The sequence below is a fragment of the Streptomyces sp. 130 genome (assembly GCF_007096885.1).
Classification (GTDB): Bacteria; Actinomycetota; Actinomycetes; order Streptomycetales; family Streptomycetaceae; genus Streptomyces.
The window spans coordinates 1-5,033 of sequence record NZ_VJNO01000080.1; the positions used below are offsets into that span (position 1 = coordinate 1).

Annotated in this window: 5 protein-coding genes; 4 read left to right on the forward strand and 1 reads right to left on the reverse strand. The window is 75.9% G+C overall.

Features of this window, described 5'->3' with window-relative positions; genetic code table 11:
- The first annotated feature begins 260 nt into the window (after positions 1-260).
- Positions 261-1,511 (forward strand): uroporphyrinogen-III C-methyltransferase, encoded by a 1,251-nt coding sequence (cobA, locus tag FKN01_RS31910; protein ID WP_143626136.1) that lies wholly within the window; start codon positions 261-263, stop codon positions 1,509-1,511.
- A 57-nt stretch (positions 1,512-1,568) separates the two neighbouring features.
- Complete coding sequence (locus tag FKN01_RS31915; RefSeq protein WP_143626137.1) at positions 1,569-2,387, forward strand: RNA methyltransferase; 819 nt, start codon at positions 1,569-1,571, stop codon at positions 2,385-2,387.
- Here FKN01_RS31915 and FKN01_RS31920 read toward each other — a convergent pair whose 3' ends face one another.
- Entirely contained in the window at positions 2,388-3,677 is a 1,290-nt protein-coding gene (locus tag FKN01_RS31920) for a serine/threonine-protein kinase (RefSeq protein ID WP_143626138.1), read from the reverse strand.
- A gap of 205 nt (positions 3,678-3,882) precedes the next feature.
- Here FKN01_RS31920 and FKN01_RS31925 point away from each other — a divergent pair, with 205 nt between their 5' ends.
- Together FKN01_RS31925 and FKN01_RS31930 are read left to right on the forward strand one after the other, a co-directional pair.
- Positions 3,883-4,143, forward strand: a complete 261-nt coding sequence (locus FKN01_RS31925) for a hypothetical protein (RefSeq protein ID WP_143626139.1) — start codon at positions 3,883-3,885, stop codon at positions 4,141-4,143.
- Positions 4,144-4,329: 186 nt separating this feature from the next.
- Positions 4,330-4,521, forward strand: a complete 192-nt coding sequence (locus FKN01_RS31930; protein WP_143626140.1) for a hypothetical protein — start codon at positions 4,330-4,332, stop codon at positions 4,519-4,521.
- Positions 4,522-5,033 lie beyond the last annotated feature (512 nt).

Consider the following 5,033-nt stretch of genomic DNA (forward strand, 5'->3'; position numbering starts at 1 on the left):
CCCTTCCCGAAACGGGGGGGGGGGGGCCGCCCCCCCCCCCCGCCCCCGGCGGGGGGGGGGGGGGGGGGGGGGGCCCCCCCCCCCCCCCCGTCCGGGCCGGGGGGGGGGCGGGCCCGAGGCCCGCCGCAGGCGCCCCCCGCCCCCGCCCACCGGACACCGTGGCCCCCGGGCCACCCCGTATCGTGATCCCCGCCCCACCCACGCCGCTCCACCGCCGCAGCGGCCCGCGCCCCCGCACCGCCCGAGGAGCCCGCACCACCATGGCCGAGCACGCCGATCGCCCCGCCTACCCCGTCGGACTGCGCCTCAACGGGCGCCGCGTAGTCGTCGTCGGCGGCGGCCAAGTCGCGCAGCGCCGCCTCCCCGCCCTCATCGCGGCCGGCGCCGACATCGTCCTCGTGTCGCCGTCCGCCCCCCCCGCCGGCGCGGCGATGGCGGACGCCGGAGAGATCCGCTGGGAGCGCCGCAGGTACGCCGAGGGCGACCTCACCGACACCTGGTACGCGCTCGTCGCGACCGACGACGAGGCCGCCAACGAGGCCGCGTCCGCCGAGGCCGAACGCACCCGCACCTGGTGCGTCCGCAGCGACGACGCCGAAGCGGCCACCGCCTGGACGCCCGCCACCGGCCGCAGCGAGGGCGTCACCGTCGCCGTGCTCACCGCCGGCGCCCACGGCCGCGACCCGCGCCACTCGGCCGCCGTCCGCGACGCGATCGTGGAGGGCCTGCGCGACGGCAGCATCGCCGCCCCGCACCACCGCACCCGGACCGCCGGCGTCGCCCTCGTCGGCGGCGGCCCCGGCGACCCGGACCTCATCACCGTCCGGGGCCGCCGCCTCCTCGCCGAGGCGGACGTCGTCATCGCCGACCGCCTCGGCCCCCGCGACCTCCTGGACGAACTCCCGCCGCACGTCGAGGTGATCGACGCCGCGAAGATCCCGTACGGCCGCTACATGGCGCAGGAGGCCATCAACCAGGCGCTGATCGAGCACGCCAAGGCCGGCAAGGCCGTCGTCCGGCTCAAGGGCGGCGACCCGTTCGTCTTCGGCCGGGGCATGGAGGAGGCGCAGGCGCTCGCCGCCGAGGGCATCCCGTGCACCGTCGTGCCCGGCATCTCCAGCTCCATCTCGGTCCCCGGCGCCGCCGGCATCCCCGTCACCCACCGGGGCGTCGCCCACGAGTTCACCGTGGTCAGCGGGCACGTCGCGCCCGACGACGAACGCTCCCTGGTCGACTGGGCGGCCCTCGCCCGGCTGCGCGGCACCCTGGTGCTCCTGATGGCCGTCGACAAGATCGGCGCCATCGCCCGTACCCTCGTGGAGCACGGCCGGCCGCCCGAGACCCCGGTCGCCCTCGTCCAGGAGGGCACGACTGCCGCCCAGCGCCGCGTCGACGCCACCCTCGCGACGGTGGCCGAGCGGGTGGCCGCCGAGGACGTCCGCCCGCCCGCCGTCATCGTGATCGGCGCGGTGGTCGAGGTCGGCGCGGACGCCACCCCGAGCGGCGCGTAGTCGGCCGCGACAGCATCAGACAGTCGGCACCCCACCGGACAAGGCAGCACCAGAACCGTGGCTGAACCCCTCACCATCGACGCCCCCGACGACCCTCGCCTGAGCGACTACGTCAGCCTCACCGACGTGGAACTCCGGCGCAGGAAGGAGCCCGCGGAGGGCCTCTTCATCGCCGAGGGCGAGAAGGTGATCCGCCGCGCCCTGCAGGCCGGGTACGAGATGCGCTCCATGCTGCTCTCGGCGAAGTGGGTCGACCAGATGCGGGACGTCATCGAGGAGAGCCCCGCCCCCGTCTACACGGTCGCCCCGGACCTCGCCGAACGCGTCACCGGCTACCACGTGCACCGGGGCGCCCTCGCCTCCATGCGCCGCAAACCCCTCCCGGACGCCGGCGACCTCCTGCGCACGGCCCGCCGCGTGGCCGTCATGGAGGCCGTCAACGACCATACGAACATCGGCGCGATCTTCCGCAGCGCCGCCGCCCTCGGGATGGACGCGGTCCTGCTCTCCCCGGACTGCGCCGACCCGCTCTACCGGCGCTCCGTCAAGGTCTCGATGGGCGCGGTGTTCTCCGTACCGTACGCCCGCCTCGACACCTGGCCGCAGGGGCTCGGGACCGTACGCGAGGCCGGGTTCACGGTGCTCGCCCTGACGCCCGCCGAGCGGGCCGTGAGCATCGAGGAGGCGGCGCCGCACCGGATGGACCGGGTCGCCCTGATGCTCGGCGCCGAGGGCGACGGCCTCTCCGCCCGGGCCCTCGCCGCCGCCGACCGGTGGGTGCGCATCCCGATGGCCCACGGCGTGGACTCGCTGAACGTCGGCGCCGCCGCCGCGGTCGCCTTCTACGCGGTGGCCACGGGCCGTCCGGAGCGCTGACTACTGCCGGTCCTGGCTCCGGCTCTGCCCGTGCCCGAGATCCACGCCCAGGCCCCGGGCCGGGCCCTGGCAGCCCTGCGCCGCCGCGATCCCCAGCGCCACCAGCAGCGTCACCACCACGAAGACGACGAGCCGCTGCCGCAGCAGCTTCGGGTTGGCCGGGCGCCGCCCCGTCGAGGTCGTCCGGGTCCCGGGCCGGGTGCCCGGTCTGCCGTTCGTCCCGTTGGTGCCCTGCGGACGCCTGGCCGGCCGCGCCGACCCGCGCGGCTGCTGCTGCACCGGCCGGCCGCCCCCGGTGCGGGCGGGGGCGGAACGCGCCGCCGACGGCCGGTTCTGCGGGCGCGACCCCGGGGCCGGACCGGCCGCCCGGCGGGTCTGCTGCTCGGTGTACGGGCCGTCCAGCCGGCCGGTCGGGCGGTCCGCCTCCTGGGCCGAACGCTGGACGGGCGGCCGGCTCTCGTGCAGCCCCTGCGCCTCGCGCGCCGCGATCTCCTTGAGCCGCATCGACAGCTGGAGCGTGCTCGGCCGCTCCTCGGGGTCCTTCGCCAGGCAGGCGCTCACCAGCGGCGCCAGCGCGTCGTGCACATCGAAGAGCTGGGGCTCCTCGTGCACCACGCGATACAGCATCACCTCGGAACTGCCGTGCCCGAAGGGGGAGTCGGCCATCGCCGCGTACGCCAGCGTCGCCCCGAGCGAGAACACGTCCGTCGCCGGCGTCACCGCCGCGCCGCGCACCTGCTCCGGCGCGAGGAAGCCGGGCGAGCCCACCGCCGTACCGACGTGCGTGAGCGTGGACGCGCCCGTCGCCCAGGCGATGCCGAAGTCGATGATCCGGGGGCCCTTGGGGGAGAGGAGGATGTTCGACGGCTTCAGGTCCCGGTGGACCACCCCCGCCTCGTGCACCGCGACCAGGCCCTCGGAGAGCGCCGCCCCGATCGAGGCGACCTCGGCGGCCGACAGCGGGCCCTCCTCGGCGACCTTGTCGTGCAGCGAGGGCCCCGGGACGTACTGCGTGGCGAACCAGGGGCGGTCCGCCTCCAGATCGGCGGCGACCAGCCGGGCCGTGCACCCGCCGCGAATCCGCCGGGCGGCGGACACCTCGCGCGCGAACCGGGACCGGAACTCCTGATCCTCCGCCAGGTCCGGGCGGATCACCTTGAGCGCGACGCGCTGGCCCCGCCGGTCCGAGCCCAGATAGACGACGCCCATCCCGCCGGCCCCGAGCCGCCGGTGCAGCCTGAACGAGCCGACGACACGCGGGTCCTCGCGCCGGAGCCGCATCATCGCCATGTCTGCCCATCCCCGCTGCCTGGTACGCCTGACGAGGCACAGCTTACGTACCCGCCGCCCGGGGCGCTCAGAGGCCGCGCCCTCGCGGGACATTCGATTGTCAGTGCCGGGTGGGAGACTTGAGGAGTGGTCAGGGAGCCGCGGATCCAGGCGCCCGGGCCCGTGCGAGATCTCAAAGGTCCGTCGCAGAAGGGGGATTGGGTCAATGAAGGGCGATCGAGTCGAGATAGTCGTGGACGCCGGGGACAGCACCCGGACCTACGAGGTGGTGGCCTCCCGGGCCGGCCGCCGGGTGGAGACCGCGGTCCGCCGCGGTGTGGTCGAAGTGAGTGAAGTCACCAGGAACGGGTCCGTGGTGCGCACGGCCCGCTTCATGGCGACCAGGGTCCTCGCCCTGGTCGAACAGCCGGTACCGAGGGAGGACACCTCCGAGCGCCCCTTCCGGGAAGACCCCAACCCGGCATAGTCCGGTCTCCACCCAGGGGAGTACGCCGGCCGGGCACGGCTCATCCTCCGGGAGGCCCGGGATTCGGTACGCGGGCATGACGCCGCCCGCCCCCCGGTTCCCTAATGTTGAGGTCAAGCGGCGGGCGTCGCACTCGTCCCCCGAGGTCAAACGCCCGCCGCCCCACATCGGGCCAGGAGAGGAACCATGGCTGACACGGCAGCACGGACGGTGGTCCGCACGCGGACACGCGGCTCGTACGCCGCGTCCGGCCGCCGCCACCCGCTGGTGGCGACCGCCATGGTCCTTCCCCTGGCGGCCCTGCTCGTCGTCGTCTTCGGCGGCTGGGAAGCAGTGGTCACACAGGCGTCGTCCGTGGGCGTGATGCTGGGGCGCTGAGCGGCGCCCCGGGTCCGGAAGAGCGGTCCGGACCGGGACATCCGGCCAACAACCCCGTGGGGACGGGGGTGCGGCGGACGGCAGCGTTTGTCCGGTCAGCTGGGGAGCTGACCGGACATCGCGCTGCCCGGGCCGGAACACCTCCGTCAGCCCTCCCGCCCGCGCACGCCCGTCCGGGGCGCGCCCGCGCCCCGGACCTGCCGACCGCCATGGTCCGGGCTGCGGGCGTCTGCCGTTCGCGTACGCCCTGGAGGGGCGTGCCCGGGCTGCGGGGTCGTTGGCTGCCGTGGTGCGGGCTGCTGGCGTGTGTCGTTGGCGTGTGCCTTGCTGGGGCGGGCCCGGGCTGCGGGGCCGTTGGCTGCCGTGGTGCGGGCTGCGGGCGTCTGCCGTTCGCCTGCGCCCTGAGGGGGCGTGCCCCGGGCTCCGGGCTGCCGGCCGCCATGGTCCGGGCTGCGGGCGTCTGCCGTTCGCGTACGCCCTGGAGGGGCGTGCCCGGGCTGAGGGGTCGTTGG